This is a genomic window from Streptomyces sp. NPDC038707 (assembly GCF_040636485.1).
Lineage (GTDB): Bacteria > Actinomycetota > Actinomycetes > Streptomycetales > Streptomycetaceae > Streptomyces.
This window is the reverse complement of the sequence record NZ_JBEZUP010000016.1, coordinates 116,423-137,099: the sequence shown is the minus strand read 5'-3', so window position 1 is coordinate 137,099 and position 20,677 is coordinate 116,423. Positions and strand designations below refer to the sequence as shown.

At 73.0% G+C, this 20,677-nt stretch carries 16 protein-coding genes; 9 read left to right on the top strand and 7 right to left on the bottom strand.

Translation table 11 applies throughout. The annotated features are described in order from the left end of the window. Positions 1–181: 181 nt before the first annotated feature. The 3 genes from AB0E62_RS22735 to AB0E62_RS22725 all read right to left on the bottom strand — a co-directional run bounded on the left by AB0E62_RS22735 (position 182) and on the right by AB0E62_RS22725 (position 3,964). Positions 182–1,300, bottom strand: a complete 1,119-nt coding sequence (locus AB0E62_RS22735; protein WP_362196582.1) for a lytic polysaccharide monooxygenase — start codon at positions 1,298–1,300, stop codon at positions 182–184. Positions 1,301–1,418: 118 nt separating this feature from the next. After that, positions 1,419–2,546 (bottom strand): cellulose binding domain-containing protein, encoded by a 1,128-nt coding sequence (locus tag AB0E62_RS22730; protein WP_362196579.1) that lies wholly within the window; start codon positions 2,544–2,546, stop codon positions 1,419–1,421. Positions 2,547–2,941: 395 nt separating this feature from the next. After that, on the bottom strand, positions 2,942–3,964 hold the full coding sequence (locus AB0E62_RS22725) for a LacI family DNA-binding transcriptional regulator (protein WP_362196576.1): 1,023 nt from the start codon (positions 3,962–3,964) through the stop codon (positions 2,942–2,944). A 557-nt stretch (positions 3,965–4,521) separates the two neighbouring features. Here AB0E62_RS22725 and AB0E62_RS22720 point away from each other — a divergent pair. Then, positions 4,522–5,343 (top strand): SDR family oxidoreductase, encoded by an 822-nt coding sequence (locus tag AB0E62_RS22720; protein ID WP_362196701.1) that lies wholly within the window; start codon positions 4,522–4,524, stop codon positions 5,341–5,343. Between the two features lie 72 nt (positions 5,344–5,415). Here AB0E62_RS22720 and AB0E62_RS22715 read toward each other — a convergent pair whose 3' ends face one another. Together AB0E62_RS22715 and AB0E62_RS22710 are read right to left on the bottom strand one after the other, a co-directional pair. Next, positions 5,416–6,591, bottom strand: a complete 1,176-nt coding sequence (locus AB0E62_RS22715; RefSeq protein WP_362196573.1) for an MAB_1171c family putative transporter — start codon at positions 6,589–6,591, stop codon at positions 5,416–5,418. Then, a complete protein-coding gene (locus AB0E62_RS22710) occupies positions 6,578–7,033 on the bottom strand; it encodes a regulator component (protein ID WP_362196570.1) in 456 nt (151 codons plus the stop codon). The genes AB0E62_RS22715 and AB0E62_RS22710 overlap by 14 nt, the downstream gene beginning before the upstream one ends. Positions 7,034–7,538: 505 nt before the next feature. Between AB0E62_RS22710 and miaB the strand changes: the two genes are divergently transcribed. Together miaB and AB0E62_RS22700 are read left to right on the top strand one after the other, a co-directional pair. Then, a complete protein-coding gene (gene miaB / locus AB0E62_RS22705; RefSeq protein ID WP_362196567.1) occupies positions 7,539–9,068 on the top strand; it encodes a tRNA (N6-isopentenyl adenosine(37)-C2)-methylthiotransferase MiaB in 1,530 nt (509 codons plus the stop codon). Between the two features lie 293 nt (positions 9,069–9,361). Continuing rightward, a complete protein-coding gene (locus AB0E62_RS22700) occupies positions 9,362–10,075 on the top strand; it encodes a class III extradiol dioxygenase subunit B-like domain-containing protein (protein WP_362196564.1) in 714 nt (237 codons plus the stop codon). A gap of 93 nt (positions 10,076–10,168) precedes the next feature. On the opposite strand, the gene AB0E62_RS22695 is transcribed toward AB0E62_RS22700, so the two are convergent. Beyond that, positions 10,169–10,462 carry an antitoxin gene (locus tag AB0E62_RS22695; protein WP_362196561.1) on the bottom strand — a complete coding sequence of 98 codons (294 nt, stop codon included), beginning with the start codon at positions 10,460–10,462 and terminating at the stop codon, positions 10,169–10,171. A 249-nt stretch (positions 10,463–10,711) separates the two neighbouring features. Here AB0E62_RS22695 and miaA point away from each other — a divergent pair, with 249 nt between their 5' ends. From miaA to hflX, 6 genes are all read left to right on the top strand, one after another. Continuing rightward, the gene (gene miaA / locus AB0E62_RS22690; RefSeq protein WP_362196558.1) at positions 10,712–11,650 is read left to right on the top strand and encodes a tRNA (adenosine(37)-N6)-dimethylallyltransferase MiaA; all 939 of its coding nucleotides are present in this window, start codon (positions 10,712–10,714) and stop codon (positions 11,648–11,650) included. Positions 11,651–11,973: 323 nt separating this feature from the next. Further along, the gene (locus AB0E62_RS22685; RefSeq protein ID WP_362196555.1) at positions 11,974–12,450 is read left to right on the top strand and encodes a hypothetical protein; all 477 of its coding nucleotides are present in this window, start codon (positions 11,974–11,976) and stop codon (positions 12,448–12,450) included. A 54-nt stretch (positions 12,451–12,504) separates the two neighbouring features. Then, positions 12,505–13,374, top strand: a complete 870-nt coding sequence (gene dapF, locus AB0E62_RS22680) for a diaminopimelate epimerase (RefSeq protein ID WP_362196552.1) — start codon at positions 12,505–12,507, stop codon at positions 13,372–13,374. 185 nt (positions 13,375–13,559) lie between these two features. Then, on the top strand, positions 13,560–15,806 hold the full coding sequence (locus tag AB0E62_RS22675; protein WP_362196549.1) for an HD domain-containing protein: 2,247 nt from the start codon (positions 13,560–13,562) through the stop codon (positions 15,804–15,806). A gap of 310 nt (positions 15,807–16,116) precedes the next feature. Beyond that, positions 16,117–17,691 carry a M1 family metallopeptidase gene (locus AB0E62_RS22670; protein ID WP_362196546.1) on the top strand — a complete coding sequence of 525 codons (1,575 nt, stop codon included), beginning with the start codon at positions 16,117–16,119 and terminating at the stop codon, positions 17,689–17,691. 160 nt (positions 17,692–17,851) lie between these two features. Then, positions 17,852–19,339, top strand: a complete 1,488-nt coding sequence (gene hflX / locus AB0E62_RS22665) for a GTPase HflX (RefSeq protein ID WP_362196543.1) — start codon at positions 17,852–17,854, stop codon at positions 19,337–19,339. 71 nt (positions 19,340–19,410) lie between these two features. Here the strand turns inward: hflX and AB0E62_RS22660 are convergent, their stop codons facing one another. Then, positions 19,411–20,631, bottom strand: coding sequence for a hypothetical protein (locus tag AB0E62_RS22660; protein WP_362196540.1), 1,221 nt, complete (start codon positions 20,629–20,631; stop codon positions 19,411–19,413). Positions 20,632–20,677 lie beyond the last annotated feature (46 nt).

Genomic DNA, 20,677 nt, shown 5'->3' with positions numbered 1-20,677 from the left:
CCCCATCCGGGCGGCCGAAGCCGAAAGCCTTCTCTCGGCGGGGCGTTCGGCGCCCGGACAACGGACAACGGACAACGGACAGCGAATGGCGGACAGCGGATGGCGGACAGGGCGAGGCGGACAGCGGAAGGCGCCGCCTCCCCGGGTGCGGGCCGGGGAGGCGGCGCCTGGCGCACGGTTCTCAGGAAGCGCTCTGGGCCGTGACGCAACCGATCGATCCGACCGGCAGGTTGTTTCCGGTGGATGTGGCGGTGAACCCGAACGTGGTCGTCCCGTCCGCCGGGACGACCCGGTTGTGATCCGCGTTGCGGACCGTGACCGTGCCGTCGGACGCGGTGGTCTGGGTCCCGTTCCACAGGCTGTTGATCTTGGTGCCGGTGCCGGGCTTCCAGGACACGGCCCAGCCGTCGAGCGGCGTGGTGCCGTGGTTCATCACCTCGACGGAGGCCTGGAAGCCGCCGTTCCACGCGCTGACCACGGAGTACGTGGCCATGCAGGAACCGGTGTGCGGGTCCGTGGGCGTCGGAGTGGGCGTCGGGGTCGGGGTCGGGGTGGGAGTCGGGGTCGGGGTGGGCGTGGAGCCGGAACCGCCGATGCCCGTCACCTCGCCGTGGCCGCCGTCGAAGACGACGTCGGAGCAGGAGAAGAAGTTCTCCTGGCTGTCCGAGCGGACCCACTGGATGAACATCAGCGCGTCACCGGAGCGCCCGGCGGGCAGCTTCATGTCCCAGTAGTAGTGGCCGCCGTCGGTGCCCGCCGAGCCCGACTGGGGCGGGTTGGTGACCGTCTGGATCAGCTCGAGGTCGGCCCAGCGCAGCGGAGTGGTGGGCGACCAGCCGGACTTGGTCAGATACACCCGGAAGCTGCCCGGGTGCGCCGCCCAGTTGCTGTACTGCGCCTGGATCGTCGCCCCGCTGGTCAGATGGGTGCGCGGCCAGTCCGAACGAGCGGCGTTGTACGCGGAGAAGTCGTACGGCGACCGGTCGCCGGCGCTGCACAGGGTGCCGTCCGGGACGTAACCCTGCCCGCGGCCGCCGGCGTTGGAGTCGAGCACGGCGAACCAGTTGTACAGCGCGGTCGCCCCGCTCTTGGCCAGCGCGTCCTTGCAGGCCGGGTTGGTCGGGTTCATCCCGCCGGTTCCGGTGCGGCCGTCCAGGTAACACAGGTAGGTGCGGGAGCCGGGGAGCATCGCCACCCCGTGCGCGTTGGCGCTGCCCTGTCCGAGCAGGGCCAGGCCGAGCCCGGCCAGCAGGGTGGACAGGGCCGCCACGACCGACAGGAGCCTGCCGCGTCGGGTCACGATTCTCTCCTTCCGTTGGACCGTACGGGCGGTACGCCCCGGGAGGGTGCCTTCCGGTGGGTGTTTCATCTGCGCTCCTCGGGCTGGGTGCGTGGGGGACTGGAGGCGGGGGCGCGTGTCACGCGGTGGTGCAGGCGGTTCCGTTGAGGCTGAATGCGGTGGGCTTGGCGAAGGTGCCGCTGTACGTTCCCTGGAAACCGAAGGTCACCTTGCCGCCGGCCGCGATCTGCCCGTTGTGGGCCAGGTTCGTGGCGGTGACCGCGCCGGACGACGGGCTGATCCCCGCGCTCCAGGCGCTGGTGACGCTCTGTCCGGAGGGCAGGGTGAAGGCGAGCCGCCAGCCGTCGACCGGGGTCGTGGCGGTGTTGGTGACGGTGACGTCGGCGGTGAAGCCGCCCGGCCAGACGCTCGTCGCGTACGCCACCGCGCAGCCCGCGGGGGTGCCGGGACCGCCGGGGCCGCTGCCGCCCGTGTTGACCGTGGAGGAGAACGAGGTCACGGCGAGTCCGGCGCCGTTCTGCCAGGGCTCGAAGCCGGCCTGGACGCTCGTCAGGTACCAGCTGTTCTGCGCCAGGCCGCGGGAGACGGCCTGCCGGGCGAAGTCCATGACGTCGAAGCTCCAGCTGGTGATCGCCGACGGGGCGACGAAGGACAGCACGTCGTTGGAGCCGTTGTTGCCGGACCACACCTGCCACTGGCGCCCGGCCACGGTGGCCGTGCCGACCTGCGAGCCCACGGGCTGGATCGGGCCCACCTTGTTGAACCAGACCATGATCTCGGTCCGGTTGACGCCGTCGGTACGGGGCGTGGGGTCGAGCCAGATGTCGTACGCCGCGTCGTACACCGCGTTGCTCACATAGGAGTACGAGATGCTGGTGGGTGCGCTGGAGATGGTGCTGAGCTGGGCCGGGAGGCTGGTCCCGGGCGAGCAGTTGGTGTAGTGGCAGCCGTTGTAGACGGACGGGTACGACTTCGGGGCGCCGTTCGTGGCCACCGAGCCGTCGGCCTGGGTGATCCGGAAACCGCTGTCCGTGACGTTGATGCACTGGGTCTCGCTGGTGCCCCAGCGGTTGTTCTGGACGACGTAGCGGCCCTGGATCGTCGTCGAGCCGTACTGTTCGCAGATCGCGGTGTCGGCCTGGGCCGCCGGGGCCGTGGTGAGCAGGGCCGCCAGTGCGGCGAGCGCGGCGAGCAGCGCGCCGACCAGGCCACTCGCTCCACGGACGGGGTGCGTTGACGGTCGCATGCGAGTCCTCTCGGGGACGATCGGATGCGGGAGCGCTCCCGCGCAGAATGGGAGCGCTCCCATTACCTCCGTTGGGCAGGGACTGTAGGGAGAGTTCATGTCCCTGACAAGGTCTCGCGCGGGAATGTGTCGAAGAGGTTTCGAAGGCGCAGGTGGGGCGGGAGGCGCCGATAGTTTCGGGGATGCGTGGGGCTGGGAGCGCTCCCGAAAGCGGCGGCTGCGGCCGGTTCCACGGTGACGGGAAGGCGGGGGGTACCCGGCGGGAGCGCCGCACGGCCGGGCCCCGGCCGTCCGGCACCGTTGTCAGGCGGGCCCGGTCACCTGGTGCGGCAATCCCCGTGTGCCGGCCCCCGCTGTGCCGGCCCCGTGTGTCGGCCCCGGCCCCGGTGCCGCCGTCAGGCCGAGTCGCGGCGGATCAGTTCGGTGCGGAGGATGACATGGCGCCAGGCCAGGGCCGGCTCCTCGAGTTCCTCCAGCAGGAGCCGGACCATCGCCCGGCCGATCTCCGCCAGTGGCTGGCGGACCGTGGTCAGCCGGGGTTCGGTCTGTTCGGCCAGCGCGAAGTCGTCGAAACCGATGACGGCGACGTCCTCCGGCACCCGGCGCCCCGCACCCCGCAGTTCCCGCAGCGCACCGGCCGCCGTGGTGTCCGAGGCGGCGAGCACCGCGTCGATCTCCGGGTGCTGGGCCAGCAGCCGGGCCATGGCCTGCCGGCCGCTCTCCTCGGTGAAGTCGCTCTCCGCGATCCAGGACGCGTCGGTGGTCAGCCCGACCGCCGCGAGCGCCTGGCGGTAGCCGCGCAGCCGGGACTGGGCGACGTACATGTCCAGCGGCCCGGTGATCGTGGCGATCGCCTTGCGACCGGTGGCCAGCAGATGGGTGACCGCGCTGCGGGCGCCGCCGGCGTTGTCCGCGTCGACGTAGCTGACGTGCTCGTCGCCCGAGCGGCGGCCCAGCATGACGGTCGGCAGCCGGGCCTCGGCGAGCATGTCCGGCAAGGTGTCGTCGGCGCGCACCGAGACCAGCAGCGCCCCGTCGACCCGGCCGCCGCGGGCGTACTCCAGGAAGCGCTTGCGCTCGGCGTCCGAGCGGACCATCGTCAGCAGCAACTGCATCCCGGTGTCGGCCAGCGCGTCCCCGAGCGAGCTGACGATCTCCGAGAAGAAGGGTTCCGCGAACAGCCGCCAGTCCGGCTCGGTCACGACCAGCGCGACCGCGTCGGCACGCCGGCCGGCCAGGGTCCGGGCCGCGAGGTTGGGCACGTATCCCAGTTCCGCGATGGCCTGCTGCACGGCCCTGCGCGTCGAGTCCTTCACCCCCGCCGCGTTGTTGACGACGCGGGAGACCGTGCCCCGGCCCACTCCGGCACGGGCGGCCACCTCCTCCAGCGTCGGCGTGTCAGGGCGCCGCCTGCCCATTGACCACCTCCCCCCACGAGATCCCCGATCTTACGATTCGCAGCCCGTCGCGCACACGGCTTCCGCCGACGACGACCGGTATGGCGCCCACCTCCCGCACGGCCGCCGAAGGCGCCGGCCGCTGCCCAGGAGCCACGGCGGGGCGTCCGGCGCCGGCACGGAGGGCCGCGGACCGGTACGGCAACTCGGCGTGAACTCGTTGGTCCGCCGGTGCCGTACGTGGTGGCCGCGGGGGAGCCGGTGTCCGGCGGACGGCCGCGCGGCCCCCGGCGCCGGTGTCCGGCCCGCCGCCGTCCGTTCGCGGAGCCGTACGTGCACCGGATCGCGGAGCCGTACGTGCACAGGATCGCGGAGCCGTACGTGCACCGGACCGGGCAGCCGCGCGCGGCAGCGGGGTACGCGCCCCCGTGCGGTCTTGCCACGCCGGCCGCGCGGGGAGACGCGGTCCGTGCTGCCGCGGGCGGACGCTGGCCGGAAGTCGTCACCGCAAGATCGCCGGGTTCTAAGCTCGGACCCGCTGGGCGAACTCGTCGATCTTGGTGAAGGGGCCGGAACTGGTGGAGGACAAGAGGGTTGTCATCGTGACCGGCGGAGGCTCGGGCATCGGGCAGGCCACGGCCCGGCTGCTCGCCGGGGCCGGGCACCACGTGATCGTCTCCGGCCGGCGGACCGAGCCGCTGGAGCGCCTCGCGAAGGAGACCGGCGCGCTGGCCCATCCGTCGGACATCGGGGACCCCGACGCGGTCGAGGGTCTCGTCCGGGCCGCCCTGGACGCGCACGGACGGCTCGACGGCGTGGTGCTGAACGCGGGCATCGGGCGCGGCGGAGCCGTCGGCGACATGTCGCTGCGCGACTGGGACGAGGTGATGCGCACCAACCTCACCGGCCCGCTGCTCCTGCTCCGCGCCGCGATCCCGCACCTGCTGGCGGCCAGGGGCGCGGTGGTCGCCGTGGCGTCGGTGTCCGCGCTGCGCAACGGCACGGGCAACGCCCCGTACGCCACCTCCAAGGCGGCCCTGCTCCAGCTGTGCCGGTCCGTGGCCGTGGACTACGGACGGCAGGGCGTACGGGCCAACACCGTGTGCCCGGGCTGGGTGCGCACCGAGATGGCCGACCGGCGCATGGCCCGCTTCGCCGACGAGGAGCAGTTGCCCGGCGGCATGGAGGACGCCTACGCGGAGGCCACCCGGCTGCTGCCCCAGGGGCGCCCCGGTGAGCCCCGCGAGGTCGCGGAGGCGATCGCCTGGCTGCTGTCCCCGGCGGCGTCCTACGTCAACGGAGCGGTGCTCACCGTGGACGGCGGGGCGACGGCCCTCGACCCCGGCACCCTCGCGTTCGACTACCGGATCTCGCCCCGCGGCGGCGACGCCCTCGGCTGAGCCCGGCCGCCGGTACCGGGGTCGTGCCGTCGGCACGGCGGTGGTGCCGCCGGTACCGCGGTCGCGTCGCCGTCACCGCGGTTCGGCGTGTCCGGCGGGCGGAGAGGTCCGGGTGCCGCAGGGCAGCGCGTCGGTCATGACGGGCCACATCCGGGCGATCCCCAGCAGGGTCTCGGGGCTGCCGTGCGTCACCCCCGGCAGCGGGTGCGGGTCGGACGGCGGCACGCCGACGAGCACGGCCCGGCGGGCCTGTCCCACGGCACCGGCCAGCGCCGCGCACGCCAGACGCTCCTCCGGCACCCCGGCCCGCCGGGCGTGCCGGTGCGCCTGCTCGTAGGAGTCCGGCCGCACGTACTGCTGGAGCGTCAGCAGCGCGTCGTACGTCTCGATGGTCTGCCGGTGCGCCTGGAGCACCAGCGGACAGCGCGGCCGCAGCACCTCCTGGAGCCGGGTCCGCCGGGGGCCGGCGAGCGCCACGTGGGGGACCGCCGTCACCAGGTCCCGCCACAGCGGCCACAGGCGCCAGGAGGTCCGCAGCGCGGCGCCCGACCGGGCCAGCGCGGTCGCGGTGGGCACCAGCAGCGACGCCGCCCGCAGCAGGCCGTGCGCTCCCATCACCATGGACAGCCAGGGCAGCACGGCGGGGGCGAGGCCGTAGAGATGGCCGAGATAACCGCACCAGAACACGAAGGCGAGGACGCTGCCCGCCGCGAACAGCCGCAGCGACCACACGAGATCGCGTTCCGTCGTGCGCAGGCTGTAGCGCCAGCAGACGACCAGGGCGACGGCGTCGCCGAGCAGATGGGCGATGCCGAGGAGCAGCCAGTAGGCGGCCGTCGCGGACGCGGGCCGCTGCGCGGACGCCGCCCCCGTGACCGGCTGGCCGGCCCCCAGCAGGTCCAGCACGAGCAGCGACACCAGGGCCGCCGTCAGTCCCGCCGCCACCGAGCGGCGCAGCCGCGGGGAAGTCCGGCAGTCCACCACGAAGAGCAGGACGAGCCCCGCGCTGAGCACACCGATCAGATTGCGCGCCAGCGACACCGTGTGGACGTCGACGCCGGTGGACGTGAGCGCGGCGACGACCCCCCGCTGGAAGAGGGTGATGGCGGTGGTCGCCGCGAGCACGGTGATCCACAGTCCCCGCAGCCGCGGCTCGCGCAGCGCCGGGCGCGCCCGCCAGAGCAGGGCGCACCACAGGGCGACGACGCTGACCAGTCCGACCCGGGCCGCCAGCTCACTCACCGGCATCGGTGGTCACCCCCAGGAACGCGCCGAGACGTCCCAGGGGGCCGGCCACCCGGCCGGTCTTCCCGGCGCTCTGGATCAGGCTGGCGATCATCTCGGCTTCTTGTTCCTCGGTGGTCGTGTAGCTGGTTCTGGCCATCAGCCGCCTGACGAACTGGGGCGTGGGAGCCTCCCGGAGCCGGCCGGCCGCCCGTTCGCCGTCGTCCGTGAAGCTGCGGTGGTGGTCGCACAGCACATGGCCGATCTCGTGCAGGATGATGTGCTCCTGGTGCAGCCGAGCCGTCCGTGTCTCGTAGAACACGTAGTCGGCGTCCTCGGTGCCCAGCCACAGCCCGCAGGCCCCGGTGGCCGCCGCCTGCTCGGGCAGCTCCCGCAGCACCAGCGGACGGCCCCTCAGCTCCTCCACCCGGGCGCGGAGCGCCTCCAGGGGCAGCGACCGATCCACCCCGAGATCCCGCAGAATCGCGGCACACCTGCGCTGCAACGCCGCGTACTCGCTCGTTCTCCTCACCTGTCGTCACCCCCGTTCGCTGTTCTCATCGGCCGGAACGGCTGTGGCGGCTCCCCGTACCGGACGTGTCGGGGGCGACGGCGGACTCGCTCGGGCGTCTCACTCGCTCGGAGACCTCCTCGTCGGTGAAGTGGTCCGGTGTCCCTCCGGGAAGGCTTTGCCGGTGCGGAGACGACCGTGCCCCGGGGGCAAGCTGCCGATCCACCTAAGCAGGTCGTCCGCCCTTTTGCACACGCCTGTTCGGGCTTTCGGACGCCCTTTGGCGGAAAACCTCTCCTGCCCGCCGCGGCCCTCACCGGCACCGCGTCCCGCCTGTGGGTGACTGCCGTCACAGCCGGCCGGGGCGGGGGTGACATCGTCCCTGTCCGCCGTGCCGGGCGGCCGTGCCACCTGGGAACTCCGGGACACCGGCCCGCGCGGACCGCCTACCCTGGAACGCATGACCAGCAGCAGCGACCGGAGCCCGGCAGTGGACGTTCCCGCCCCCAAGAGTTACGAGATCCGCACCTACGGGTGCCAGATGAACGTCCACGATTCCGAGCGATTGGCCGGGCTGCTCGAACAGGCCGGATACGTGCGGGCCCCCGAGGGGTCGGACGGGGACGCGGACGTCGTCGTCTTCAACACCTGCGCGGTCCGGGAGAACGCCGACAACCGGCTCTACGGCAACCTCGGCCGGCTCGCGCCGAAGAAGACCTCGCGCCCCGGCATGCAGATCGCGGTCGGCGGCTGCCTCGCGCAGAAGGACCGCGACACCATCGTGAAGAAGGCGCCCTGGGTGGACGTCGTCTTCGGCACGCACAACATCGGCAAGCTGCCCGTCCTGCTGGAGCGTGCCCGCGTCCAGGAGGAGGCGCAGGTGGAGATCGCGGAGTCCCTCGAGGCATTCCCCTCCACCCTGCCGACCCGTCGGGAGAGCGCTTACGCCGCCTGGGTGTCGATCTCCGTCGGCTGCAACAACACCTGCACCTTCTGCATCGTCCCGGCGCTGCGCGGCAAGGAGAAGGACCGCCGCCCCGGCGACATCCTCGCCGAGATCGAGACCCTGGTCGGCGAGGGGGTCTCGGAGATCACGCTGCTCGGCCAGAACGTCAACGCCTACGGCTCCGACATCGGCGACCGCGAGGCCTTCAGCAAGCTGCTGCGCGCCTGCGGGAACATCGAGGGCCTGGAGCGGGTCCGCTTCACCTCCCCGCACCCGCGCGACTTCACGGACGACGTGATCGCGGCCATGGCCGAGACCCCGAACGTCATGCCCCAGCTGCACATGCCGCTCCAGTCCGGCTCGGACACGGTCCTGAAGGCGATGCGCCGCTCCTACCGCCAGGAGCGCTACCTGGGGATCATCGAGAAGGTGCGGGCCGCCATCCCGCACGCCGCGATCACCACCGACATCATCGTGGGCTTCCCCGGCGAGACCGAGGAGGACTTCGAGCAGACGCTGCACGTCGTGCGCGAGGCCCGGTTCGCCCAGGCCTTCACCTTCCAGTACTCCAAGCGCCCCGGCACGCCCGCCGCGACCATGGACAACCAGATCCCCAAGGAGGTCGTCCAGGCGCGCTACGAGCGGCTGGTCGCCCTCCAGGAGGAGATCTCCTGGGACGAGAACAAGAAGCAGGTCGGCCGCACGCTGGAGCTGATGGTCGCCGAGGGCGAGGGCCGCAAGGACGGTGCCACCCACCGCCTCTCCGGCCGCGCGCCCGACAACCGCCTGGTCCACTTCACCAAGCCCGACCAGGAGGTCCGCCCCGGCGACGTCGTCACCGTCGAGGTCACCTACGCCGCCCCGCACCACCTCCTCGCCGAGGGCCCCGTCCTCGCCGTGCGTCGCACGCGCGCGGGCGACGCCTGGGAGAAGCGCAACGCGGCCGAGGCCGCCAAGCCGGCGGGCGTGATGCTGGGCCTGCCGAAGATCGGCGTACCGGAACCGCTGCCGGTCGCGGCGGCAAGCGGCTGCGGCTGCGACTGACGGCCGGCTCCGCCGGGGGCGGGCGTCCGGGCGCCTACGGGTGTCCGGGCGGCCGGGGCGTGCGGATCTCCGGTGACGGCGCCCGTACGGTGGCCCCGCGTCCGAGGCCCGGTGCCTGCGCCCGTACGGGTGGCCACGCGTCCGGGGACGTAAGGCCGTCCAGGCGCCGTGGCGTCGTCAGCTCGGTGTCGAGCGGGCGGACCCCTGTCCGTCCTGACGGTGACCGGCCCGGCCGCCGTGTCGGTCCAGGACCGGCGCCGAGCCCGTCCGTGCGGGGAGTTAACCTGCCGACCATGCTTGTCGCCGCCGCAGTCTGCCCCTGTCCCCCGCTGCTCGTGCCCGAGGTCGCCGCGGGTGCCGCACCTGAACTGGACGCCGCCCGCGTGGCCTGCTCGGACGCGCTCGGTGTGCTCGCCGCCGCCCGCCCCGACCTGCTGGTGGTCGTGGGCGCCGCCGAGCCGGGCGGCCAGGGCCCGTTCCCGCAGGGCACGCCGGGGACGTTCCGCGGATTCGGGGTCGGCGTGGACGTACGTCTCGGCTCCGCCACCGGCGCCGTCACGGAGCGCGAACTGCCCGCCCCGCTCGCCGTCGGCGCCTGGCTGCTGGAGCGGACCGGCTGGGCGGACGCCCCCATCGAGGGGCTCGGCGTCGCCGGCACGCTGGAGCCCGAGCGGTGTGCCGAGACCGGCCGGGAACTGGCCGCCCGGGCCGGCCGGGTGGCGCTGCTGGTGATGGGGGACGCCAGCAACTGCCGCTCCCTCAAGGCACCGGGGTACCTGGACGAGCGCGCGGCACCCTTCGACGCGGAGGTCGCACGGGCCCTCGGAACGGCGGACGTGGCGGCCCTGCGGGCGCTGGACCCCGCGCTCGCCCACGAACTGCACGCGTCCGGCCGCGCCCCCTGGCAGATCCTCGCCGGCGCGGCACACGACACCCGCCTCACCGGCACGCTCCTCTACGAGGACGCGCCGTACGGGGTGGGCTATCTGGTCGCTGCCTGGTCGTGACGTGACACCGGAGCGCCCCGGCCGCGCACCGCTACGCCGGCGCACCCCGGAGCGCTCCCCGACTCCCCGAAGGCCCCGGCGCGCCCGGGACTGTCACGAAGTCGGCGGCGGCCCCTCCGGGCGGGTCGGGACGGTCGGGTCGGGAGGCGGCGGTGTCGTCGTGGGACCGGCGGGGCCGCTCTTGTGCGCGAGGCGGTCCATGGCCTCCTTGGCCTTGCCCGTGCCCGCCTGGATCTTGTCGCTGTACTTGCCCTTGGTCCGCTCGTCGACGGCCTTGGCGGCCTTGTCGATCCCGTGCTGGACCTTGTCCCCGTGCTGCCTGGCGAGGTCCGACACCTTGTCCTTGGCCGGGCCCAGCTTGGCCTTCATGTTGTCCATCAGCCCCATGGTCCACCTTCCCTCACCGACGGTCGCCTGCGGACGGCCTCGCCCACCGCGCCCCCCGTCCGCCCGTCTCTCTGCCCGCCTGACGTAAATCCTTACGAAAACGCCCGTATCCACTCCATACGGTACTCGCGGGGGTGACATCCCGCGTCGCCCGGTGCGTACCCACCGCATACCCCGCGTGAACGTGGCCCCCCGCACCGTCGGCCCACTCGTTCGAGTCCTCTTCTGGACGTTTGCGAGACTGGTGCGGTGAGCAGTGCACCCGTCGCCCCCCGCGTCATCGCCGTCGTAGGACCCACCGCGGCCGGAAAGTCCGATCTCGGTGTCTTCCTGGCCCAGCAACTCGGCGGCGAGGTCGTCAACGCCGACTCCATGCAGCTGTACCGAGGGATGGACATCGGTACCGCCAAGCTGACGCCCGAGGAGCGCGGCGGCATCCCGCACCACCTGCTCGACATCTGGGACGTGACGGTCACCGCCTCGGTCGCCGAGTACCAGAAACTGGCACGCGCGCGGATCGACGCGCTGCTCGCCGAGGGCCGCTGGCCCATCCTGGTCGGCGGCTCCGGCCTCTATGTCCGAGGGGCCGTCGACAACCTGGAGTTCCCCGGTACCGATCCGGTGGTCCGCGCCCGGCTGGAGGAGGAGCTGGCGCTGCGCGGTCCGGGCGCCCTGCACGCCCGGCTGGCCGCCGCCGACCCCGAGGCCGGCCGCGCGATCCTGCCGAGCAACGGCCGCCGGATCGTCCGCGCGCTGGAGGTGATCGAGATCACCGGCCAGCCCTTCACGGCCAATCTGCCCGGCCACGACTCGGTGTACGACACCCTCCAGATCGGCGTCGACGTGGCCCGCCCGGAACTGGACGACCGCATCGCGCGGCGCGTCGACCGCATGTGGGAGGCGGGGCTCGTGGAGGAGGTGCGCGCACTGGAGGCGCAGGGTCTGCGCGAGGGGCGCACGGCCTCGCGCGCGCTCGGCTACCAGCAGGTCCTCGCGGCGCTGTCCGGGGAGTGCACCGAAGCGGAAGCGCGGGCCGAGACCGTGCGCGCGACCAAACGCTTCGCGCGCCGCCAGGATTCGTGGTTCAGGCGGGATCCCCGGGTGCACTGGTTGAGTGGGGCCGCCGCGGACCGGGGGGAACTTCCGCAGCAGGCCCTGGCGTTGGTCGAACGACCGGTTACAGCCTGATCACGTCATGGCATCGGGATGCGCCGCCGGTCATCGCGGCCTTCGGCGCCGTGCCATCATCGAGCTTCGATCGACCAAGTGGAGCCTAGTTGGGAGGGCGCGTGGCGATGGAGGCCGGCCCTCGCGACACCGCACGAAGCACCGAGCCCGTCACCACGCAGAGTGACGAACCCGGCCGGGGTGCGGACCACCCGGACGAGCCCCGCCCCCGGACGAACGGCTCCCGGCCGACCGGTCCGCAGGCGAACGGCACCCCCGACGGCCCTCGAGAAGACGGCCTCCCCGTAGGCGGTCCGTACGACCACCCGGCCGACGCCGCCCTGATGACGGACCCCCTGACCGGCGACCCCCTGACCGGCGACCGCCTCTCCGGCGACCCTCTCGCCGACGACGGCCCCGACGACACCCCGGACGGCGTCACCGCCGACGGACCGGCGCCCGAGGAGATGTACCCGGGCGGCCCGGAGGTCGAGGTCGAACTGCGCCCGCAGCGCCGGCTGCGCGTCTGGCAGCTCGCGCCCATCGTGGCCCTCGCCGCCGTCGGCTCCCTGATGTTCGCCTTCCCGCTCGCCTTCGACTTCGGCGACAGCGGCGCGGTCATCGCCATGCTCGGCCTGCTGATCTGCTCCTGCGCCGCGGGCTGGGGCATGATGGCCGCCCGCCGGGTCGGCTACACCTGGCCGGGACTGCCCACGCGGGGCTCCGGCCGCCGCCCCGACTGGCGGGTCGTCCTCGGCTACGTCCTCCTGGTGGCCGTGGCGGTCGTCCTCGCCGTCTGGCGGGTGGCAAGGCTCCGCTGAGGCGCCCCGCCCCTGCCCCGGCCCGCTGTCGGTGACCTCCCGTACGATCGAGGAATGAGCACACGGATCGCCTTCCTCAAGGGACACGGCACCGAGAACGACTTCGTGATCGTCCCGGACCCGGAGAACGCCCTCGACCTGTCCCCGGCCGCCGTCACCGCGCTGTGCGACCGCCGGGCGGGCATCGGAGGCGACGGCCTGCTGCACGTCGTACGGTCCGCGGCGCACCCGGAGGCCCGGGCGATGGCCGGCGAGGCCGAGTGGTTCATGGACTACCACAACGCGGACGGCTCGGTCGCCGAGATGTGCGGCAACGGCTCACGTGTGTTCGCGCGCTATCTCCAGCACGCCGGTCATGTGTCCGAAGGTGACGTCGCGATCGCCACGCGCGCGGGCGTGAAGACCGTCCACATCGCGAAGAACGGTGACATCACCGTCGGCATGGGCCGCGCCCGCCTCCCCGAAGGGGACGTCACCGTGGCCGTCGGCGAGCGCAGCTGGCCCGCGCGCAACGTCAACATGGGCAACCCGCACGCGGTGGCCTTCGTGGCCGACCTCGCGCACGCCGGCGATCTGCACACCGCCCCGCCGGTCAGCCCCGCGGCCGCCTACCCGGACGGCGTGAACGTCGAGTTCGTCGTCGACCGGGGCCCCCGCCACGTCGCCATGCGCGTGCATGAGCGCGGCTCCGGCGAGACCCGCTCGTGCGGCACGGGCGCGTGCGCCGTCGCCGTGGCCGCCGCCCGCCGGGACGGTGCCGACCCGGCCGTCACCGGCACCCCGGCCACGTACGCCGTCGACGTGCCCGGCGGACGCCTGGTGATCACCGAGCGGCCCGACGGCGAGGTCGAGATGACCGGACCCGCCGTGATCGTCGCCGAGGGTGAGATCGACGCCGAGTGGCTGACCCAGGCGCTCGGCTGACCGAAAACTTAAACCTCGATTTTGTCGCTCGTACGGGTGATCCGTTTCACGCTCGGCCGGAGGCGGTCGGTCGGGCGTGGCGGGCTCGGTAGCATCAAGCACCGGCACGGACGGGGGAATGCCGCCAACCCTGAGCCGCGTGTGCCCTGGGACACCGTCCGCCGGTCCACGAGCCGGAGGTGCCCATGAGTGCGGAGGCCACGAACCCTGCGACCGCTGGTCCGGCGGTGCCCCCGGTGCCGCCGGCGCTCACCGCGTCCGCGCCACCCGCGCCGACGCGCAGAAAAGCCCGGCCCCGGATCGACCTTCGCCGGCTCGGCCGCGCCGCACTGCTCGGCCCCGCCGCCCGCGACAGACTGCCCGACGCGATCGGCCATGTCGTGGAGGCGCACCGCGCCCACCATCCCGACGCCGACCTCGAACCCCTGCGCCGCGCCTACGTCCTGGCCGAGTCCTCGCACCGCGGCCAGACGCGCAAGAGCGGCGAGCCCTACATCACGCACCCGCTCGCCGTGACCCTGATCCTCGCCGAACTCGGCGCCGAGACCACGACGCTGACGGCCTCGCTGCTCCACGACACGGTCGAGGACACCGAGGTGACGCTGGATCAGGTACGGGAGCAGTTCGGTGAGGAGGTGCGTTATCTGGTCGACGGCGTCACGAAACTGGAGAAGGTCGACTACGGAGCCGCCGCCGAACCGGAGACCTTCCGCAAGATGCTCGTCGCCACCGGCAACGACGTGCGGGTGATGTCGATCAAACTCGCCGACCGCCTGCACAACATGCGCACCCTCGGGGTGATGCGCCCCGAGAAGCAGGCGCGGATCGCCAAGGTCACCCGTGACGTCCTGATCCCGCTCGCCGAGCGCCTCGGCGTACAGGCCATCAAGACCGAGCTGGAGGACCTGGTCTTCGCCGTCCTCCACCCCGAGGAGTACGCCCGGACCCGCGAGCTGATCGCGAAGAACGGCGCCCGCCCCACCGACCCGCTCGCCGAGGCCGCCGAGGAGATGCGCGGAGTGCTGCGCGAGGCCGACATCCCGGCCGAAGTCCTCATCCGGCCCCGGCACTTCGTCTCCGTCCACCGCGTGGCCCGCAAGCGCGGCCGGCTGCGCGGCACGGACTTCGGCCGTCTGCTGGTGCTGGTCAACGAGGACGCGGACTGTTACGCCGTCCTCGGCGAACTGCACACCTGTATGACGCCGGTGGTCTCGGAGTTCAAGGACTTCATCGCCGTACCGAAGTTCAACCTCTACCAGTCCCTGCACACCGCCGTCGCCCGGCCCGACGGGCAGGTGGCCGAAGTCCTCATCCGCACGCACCAGATGCACAAGGTCGCCGAGGCCGGTGTCGTGGCCCTCGGCAACCCGTACGCGCCCGCGTCCGACGCCCCGGCCAACGACGCCTCCGCCGCCGACGGCGAGCGCGTCGATCCCACCCGCCCCGGCTGGCTCTCCCGCCTCCTCGACTGGCAGCAGGCCGCCTCCGACCCCGACACCTTCTGGTCCACCCTGCGCGAGGACCTCGCCCAGGACCGCGAGATCACCGTCTTCCGCCCCGACGGCGGCGCCCTCGGCCTGCCCGAGGGCGCCAGTTGCGTGGACGCCGCCTACGCGCAGTACGGTGAGGACGCGCACGCCTGCATCGGCGCCCGCGTCAACGGCCGGCTCGCCACCCTCAGCACGGTCCTGCGCGACGGTGACACCGTCCAGCTCCTGATGGGCCAGGACCCGGCCTCCGAGCCCTCCCGCGAATGGCTGGAGCACGCCCACACACCCGCCGCCCGCATCGCCATCCAGCGCTGGCTGGCCACCCACCCCGGCGGCGGCACCGGTACGGACGACGACACCGCCGCGAACGGACCGGACGACTGCGGCAGCGCCCCCGCGCAGACCGCCGCCGCAGCCCGTGACGACGACAGCACGCGCCGCGACGGCCAGACCACGGCCGTCACCCCCGCGGACGCCCCGCGCCCCCGGGGCGCCGATGTCCTCGCGGACCGGCCGGGCGCCGCCGTACGGCTCGCCGGGTGCTGCACGCCCGTACCGCCGGACGAGATCACCGGGTTCGCGGTGCGCGGGGGAGTGGTGACCGTGCACCGCGTGGAGTGCGCGGCGGTGGCGCAGATGAAGAGTCTGGGGCGCGCGGAGATCGTCGTGCGCTGGGGGGACACCGCCGAGTGCCGGGTCACCCTGGTCGCTGAATCGTTCGGCCGCCCCCACCTGCTCGCCGACCTCACCGAGGCCATCGCCCTCGAAGGCGCCGAGATCGTCTCCGCCACGGTCGAACCGCCCAGCCAGCAGCGGGTGCGCCACACGTACACCCTCCAGCTCCCCGACGCCTCCCGCCTCCCTTCCCTGATGCGCGCCATGCGGGACGTACCGGGGGTCTACGACGTCAGCCGGGCCCAACACCAGACCACGACCCCCTGACGACGGCGATCCGGCTCCCGTCCCGGCCTCTTCCGGCGGCGGTCGGGCCGGGCCCTCCGCCCCGGGACCCGCCGGCGGCTGTCCGGCCCGCCTCCCGGCCCTGCGGACGATGTCCCCGTTCATCACCTGCCCCGCCCGTCCCCTCGGGACGACGCCCGGCCCCGCCGCGGCCCTGATCCCGACGGCAGCCCTCGCCCCGGTGGCCCCACTCGTCCCGAGGCCTCCTGACGACGGCGCCCGGCCTACCCGTTCGGGTGGGCCGGACGCGCGTCGCCGCCGCGCGGCGGGCCCGTCCTGGTAGCGGTAATCCATGCCGCTCAGCCCCCGCCTCCGCCTCCGGCCCCAGCGCGAGACCGCTCCGCACCCCCTCCCGCCCCGCCCGGAGCCCGACACCTCCCCCCGCCGCACCCGGCCCGCGAGGTCCCGTCACCGCAAGGCGGCCCTGCTCGCCTCCGCCGTCTCCCTGTGCCTCGTCGCCGCCGCGGCCCCGGCCCAACCCCTCGGCATCGGTGACCGCCTCTTCCCGTACCTCGGCAACCCCGGCTACGACGTCGCCTCGTACGACCTGGCCTTCACCTACACCGGCGCCCAGGACAAGCCGCTGGAGGCCGTGACGACCATCGACGCGTGGACGACGGCCGCCCTGGAGCGCGTCAACCTCGACTTCACCCACGGCACCGTCCGCTCGGTCGAGATCGACGGGCTCCCGGCCGGCTTCACCGGCGCCGGTGAGGACCTGGTCGTCACCCCCCGCCACCCGCTCACCAAGGGCCGCTGGTTCCGGATCACCGTGCGGCACACCAGCGACCCCGTCTACGGCGAGGACCGGCAGGGCGGCTGGGTGCGCACCGCCGACGGCCTCGCCATGACGAACCAGGCCGACGCCGCCCACCTGGTGTTCCCCTGCAACGACCACCCGTCCGACAAGGCGATGTTCACCTTCCGGATCACCGCGCCCAACGCCTACACGGTCGTGGCCAACGGACTGCCCACCGGAGCCGACCGGGACGGCGCCACCACCACCTGGACCTACCGCACCCGGCACCCCATGGCCACCGAACTCGCCCAGGTCTCCATCGGCCGCTCCGCCGTGGTCCGCCGCGAGGGACCGCACGGGCTGCCGCTGCGCGACGTCGTCCCCGCCGCCGACCGCAAGGCCCTCGAACCATGGCTGGCGAAGACGCCGGACCAGATCGCCTGGATGGAGGGCAAGGTCGGCCCGTACCCCTTCGAAACCTACGGCGTGCTCATGGCGCAGGCGTCCACCGGCTTCGAACTGGAGACACAGACCCTCTCCCTCTTCGAGAAGAGCCTGTTCACCGAGCCCGGCTACCCGGAGTGGTACCTGGAATCGATCATGGTGCACGAGCTGTCCCACCAGTGGTTCGGCGACAGCGTCACCCCGCGCGCCTGGTCCGACGTCTGGCTGAACGAGGGGCACGCCACCTGGTACGAGGCCCTCTACAGCGAGGAGACCGCGAACCGTCCCCTTCAGGCGCGGATGAAGGCCGCCTACGGCGCCTCCGACCGCTGGCGCGAGGCCGGCGGCCCGCCCGCCCGGCCCAAGCCGCCCGCCCCCGGCCAGAAGATCGACCTGTTCCGGCCCAACGTCTACGACGGCGCCGCCCTCATCCTCTACGCCCTGCGGCAGGAGATCGGCCGGCCGGCCTTCGAGCGGCTGGAGCGGCTCTGGGTCCGGGAGCACCGCGACGCCAACGCCGGCACCGGCGACTTCGTCCGGCTGGCCTCGGCCGTCGCCGGCCGCGACCTCGAAGGCTTCCTGCGGCCCTGGCTGTACGGAGAGAAGACCCCGCCGATGCCCGGCCACCCGGACTGGAAGCCGACGGCACCGGCCAAGGCGGCCGAGCCCCACCTGAGGCGATAACCCGGTGACGAGACGTGCCGTCCCGTGCGACCATCTACGGGTCGGCGCACGCACGGGTCACGGGAATCTCCCGGGGTACCCGTACGTTGAACAAGGCGTGCGGTCGGGTATGACCGCCGTACCGACGCCGTAACGGCACTCCCATCGACGTAAGGATCCAATGACCTCCTCTTCTTCCCCTTCCCAGGACACCAAGCGCCTCGCGCACGCCTATCCCGAAGGTCTTCGGGCCGATGCCCTGATGGAAGAGGACGTCGCCTGGAGCCACGAGATCGACGGCGAGCGGGACGGCGACCAGTTCGACCGCTCCGAGCGCGCCGCCCTGCGCCGCGTCGTAGGCCTCTCCACCGAGCTGGAGGACGTCACCGAGGTCGAGTACCGCCAGCTCCGCCTGGAGCGGGTCGTGCTCGTCGGCGTGTGGACCACCGGCACCGCGCAGGACGCCGAGAACTCCCTCGCGGAGCTGGCCGCCCTCGCCGAGACCGCCGGCGCGGTCGTGCTCGACGGCGTCATCCAGCGCCGTGACAAGCCCGACGCGGCCACCTACATCGGCTCCGGCAAGGCTGCCGAGCTGCGTGACGTCGTCCTCGAGACGGGCGCGGACACCGTCATCTGCGACGGTGAGCTGAGCCCGGGCCAGCTGATCCAGCTGGAGGACGTGGTCAAGGTCAAGGTCATCGACCGTACGGCCCTGATCCTGGACATCTTCGCCCAGCACGCCAAGTCCCGCGAGGGCAAGGCGCAGGTCGCGCTCGCGCAGATGCAGTACATGCTGCCGCGGCTGCGCGGCTGGGGTCAGTCGCTGTCCCGGCAGATGGGTGGCGGTCGCGGCGGCCTCGCCACGCGTGGCCCCGGTGAGACCAAGATCGAGACGGACCGGCGCCGGATCCGCGAGAAGATGGCGAAGATGCGCCGGGAGATCGCGGAGATGAAGACCGGCCGCGAGGTCAAGCGCCAGGAGCGCCGGCGCAACAAGGTGCCCTCCGTCGCCATCGCCGGCTACACCAACGCCGGCAAGTCCTCCCTGCTCAACCGCCTCACGGGCGCCGGCGTCCTGGTCGAGAACGCCCTGTTCGCGACCCTGGACCCGACCGTCCGCCGGGCCGAGACCCCGGGCGGCCGGCTGTACACGCTGGCCGACACCGTCGGCTTCGTCCGGCACCTGCCGCACCACCTGGTCGAGGCGTTCCGCTCCACCATGGAGGAGGTCGGCGACTCCGACCTGATCCTGCACGTGGTGGACGGCTCGCACCCGAACCCGGAGGAGCAGCTCGCCGCCGTGCGCGAGGTGATCCGGGACGTCGGCGCCACCGACGTGCCCGAGATCGTCGTGATCAACAAGGCGGACGCGGCCGACCCGCTGGTGCTCCAGCGGCTGCTGCGGGTCGAGAAGCGCTCGATCGCCGTCTCCGCGCGCACCGGCCGGGGCATCGCGGAACTGCTCGCCCGGATCGACGACGAGCTGCCCCGCCCCGCGGTCGAGGTCGTGGCGCTCGTGCCGTACACCCACGGCAAGCTGATCGCCCGTGCGCACGCCGAGGGCGAGGTCCTCTCCGAGGAGCACACCGCGGAAGGCACTCTGCTCAAGGTCCGGGTGCACGAGGAACTGGCGGCGGACCTGGCACCCTACACACCGGTCTCCGCCTGACCCACGGCAGCACGAGGGCCCGCCACCCACTCGGGTGACGGGCCCTCGTCACGCTCACCGCGGGGTCACGCTCACCGTCCGGCGAACTGCTCGCTCACCGACTCGTACACGCTCTTGGCCGCCTCGCCCAGCCGGGGACCGGCCAGCCAGCCCGCGTTCACCGGGCCGATGGACGTGTTGGACACCAGCGCGGGCTTGCCGTCGGCGCCGGTCTCCACCCAGCCACCGCCGGACGAGCCGCCGGTCATCGTGCAGCCGATCCGGTACATCGTCGGGTCGGACCGCTCGAGGGAGAGCCGGCCCGGCTTGTCCTGGCACTGGTACAGCAGCCCGCCGTCGTACGGCGCCGCCGCCGGGTAACCGGACGCCGTCACGCCGCCGACCTTCGCCACGGCCGGCGCGTCGAAGTCCACCGGCAGCGCCCCGCCGACCGTCTCCTCCAGCGACTTGCCGTCACCGCCCTGCTCCGGCGTCACATGGATGACGGCGAAGTCGTAGGCGGCACCGGCACCGCCCGTCCTGCCGCCCTCGTTGATCCACTGCTGCGAGGTCTTCGCCGCGTCGGCCCACCACACGCCGTACGGGGCGACCTGGGACCGGCTCGCGTTCTGCAGCTCGGCCGCCGACAGGGCCCGGTCGTTGTACGACGGCACGAAGGCGAGGTTGCGGTACCAGCCGCCCTTCTTGCCGGCGTGCACGCAGTGACCGGCCGTCCAGACCAGATTGGACTTGCCCGGATGCGCCGGGTCCTGCACGACCGTCGCCGAACAGACCATGGTGCCCTCGGGCGAGTCGAAGAGCAGCTTGCCCGACGTGGCGGCGTTGGCGTGGTACGGCGCGTCGACCGCCCGCGCCTTCACCGGCTGCGGCGTCGGGTCCGTCACCCCCTGGTCACCGGAGATGTCGTTGTCGTCGACACCCCGGTCCGGGTCGTCGGCCTCCCGCATCCGGTCCGGGTCCCACAGACCGTTGATGACCGGGTTGATGAAGTCGTTGGCCTCGCGCAGCCAGTCGTCCTTGTTCCAGTCCTTCCAGGCGCCGTTCTTCCACTTGTCGATGTCGATCCCGTGTTCCTTGAGCCTGCGCTTGAGGTCGTCCGGGATATGGATCTTTCCGTCACGGGCGCCCGCCGCGGTCCCGGTGGCGGCCGGGTTGCCGTCGTCAGCGGCACTGTCGCAGGCGGTGGCGGTCAGCGCCAGCGCCGAGACGAGGGCGACCGCCGTCAGCGAGGCCGAGGTGCGGCGCGTGCCCCTTCCTCGCCGAGCGGTGAACGACGGCCGTATGGATCGCATGGTCTTGACTCCCCCTGCTGTGAAAGGAACTCGGCGCTTCGGCCCC

What these genes read in the sequence shown, in the direction of transcription:
- AB0E62_RS22685 (WP_362196555.1), top strand. Translation starts at nt 11,974, where the DNA reads ATGACGGACCCCCTGACCGGCGACCCCCTGACCGGCGACCGCCTCTCC.
- miaB (WP_362196567.1), top strand. Translation starts at nt 7,539, where the DNA reads ATGACCAGCAGCAGCGACCGGAGCCCGGCAGTGGACGTTCCCGCCCCC.
- AB0E62_RS22675 (WP_362196549.1), top strand. Translation starts at nt 13,560, where the DNA reads ATGAGTGCGGAGGCCACGAACCCTGCGACCGCTGGTCCGGCGGTGCCC.
- dapF (WP_362196552.1), top strand. Translation starts at nt 12,505, where the DNA reads ATGAGCACACGGATCGCCTTCCTCAAGGGACACGGCACCGAGAACGAC.
- AB0E62_RS22725 (WP_362196576.1), bottom strand. Translation starts at nt 3,964, where the DNA reads ATGGGCAGGCGGCGCCCTGACACGCCGACGCTGGAGGAGGTGGCCGCC.
- AB0E62_RS22700 (WP_362196564.1), top strand. Translation starts at nt 9,362, where the DNA reads ATGCTTGTCGCCGCCGCAGTCTGCCCCTGTCCCCCGCTGCTCGTGCCC.
- hflX (WP_362196543.1), top strand. Translation starts at nt 17,852, where the DNA reads ATGACCTCCTCTTCTTCCCCTTCCCAGGACACCAAGCGCCTCGCGCAC.
- AB0E62_RS22730 (WP_362196579.1), bottom strand. Translation starts at nt 2,546, where the DNA reads ATGCGACCGTCAACGCACCCCGTCCGTGGAGCGAGTGGCCTGGTCGGC.
- AB0E62_RS22715 (WP_362196573.1), bottom strand. Translation starts at nt 6,591, where the DNA reads ATGCCGGTGAGTGAGCTGGCGGCCCGGGTCGGACTGGTCAGCGTCGTC.
- AB0E62_RS22695 (WP_362196561.1), bottom strand. Translation starts at nt 10,462, where the DNA reads ATGGGGCTGATGGACAACATGAAGGCCAAGCTGGGCCCGGCCAAGGAC.
- AB0E62_RS22670 (WP_362196546.1), top strand. Translation starts at nt 16,117, where the DNA reads ATGCCGCTCAGCCCCCGCCTCCGCCTCCGGCCCCAGCGCGAGACCGCT.
- AB0E62_RS22660 (WP_362196540.1), bottom strand. Translation starts at nt 20,631, where the DNA reads ATGCGATCCATACGGCCGTCGTTCACCGCTCGGCGAGGAAGGGGCACG.